Raw genomic sequence first — 815 nt, forward strand, 5'->3', positions numbered from 1 at the left:
CCGCTCAGGCTAACCCAAGTCCACCTGTTGGTCCTGCTCTGGGTCAGCACGGCGTGAACATCATGGAATTCTGCAAGGCTTTCAACGCCCGTACTCAGGGTATTGAGCCAGGTCTGCCGACTCCAGTGATCATCACTGTCTACAGCGACCGTAGCTTCACTTTCGAAACTAAATCCACGCCTGCTTCGGTTCTGCTGAAGAAGGCTGCTGGTCTGACTAGCGGTTCCGCTCGTCCGAACACCGTTAAGGTTGGCACCGTGACCCGTGCTCAGCTGGAAGAAATCGCGAAAACCAAAAACGCGGATCTGAGTGTGTGTAATGGCTAAGTTGACCAAGCGTCAAAAGGCTATCGCCGGCAAAATCGAAGCAGGCAAGTCCTACAACTTTGTAGACGCTGCTGCTCTGCTGGCTGAGCTGTCGACTGTCAAGTTCAGCGAGTCGTTCGACGTTGCTGTGAACCTGGGTGTTGACCCGCGTAAATCCGACCAGGTCGTTCGTAGCGCTACCGTGCTGCCACACGGCACTGGTAAGACTGTTCGCGTTGCTGTGTTCACCCAGGGTCCAGCTGCCGAGGCTGCTCTGGCTGCCGGCGCTGACCGTGTAGGTATGGACGACCTGGCTGCCGAAATGAAAGGCGGCGACCTGAACTATGACGTAGTTATCGCATCCCCGGATGCCATGCGCGTTGTTGGTCAGTTGGGTCAGATCCTGGGGCCACGCGGCCTGATGCCTAACCCTAAAGTCGGCACTGTAACTCCAGACGTAGCTACCGCGGTTAAAAACGCCAAGGCTGGTCAGGTTCGTTATCGCACCGA

General features: G+C 56.4%; 2 pseudogenes. Both read left to right on the top strand.

Going from position 1 to position 815, the window contains the following annotated elements:
- Positions 1–320: pseudogene (gene rplK / locus ACIPLA_RS28180) on the top strand (50S ribosomal protein L11); the annotation flags it as partial.
- A pseudogene (gene rplA, locus ACIPLA_RS28185) lies at positions 319–815 on the top strand (50S ribosomal protein L1); the annotation flags it as partial. The pseudogenes rplK and rplA, both read left to right, overlap by 2 nt.

Origin of the sequence: Pseudomonas sp. NPDC086112 (assembly GCF_044746425.1) — a bacterium.
Taxonomy (GTDB): domain Bacteria; phylum Pseudomonadota; class Gammaproteobacteria; order Pseudomonadales; family Pseudomonadaceae; genus Aquipseudomonas.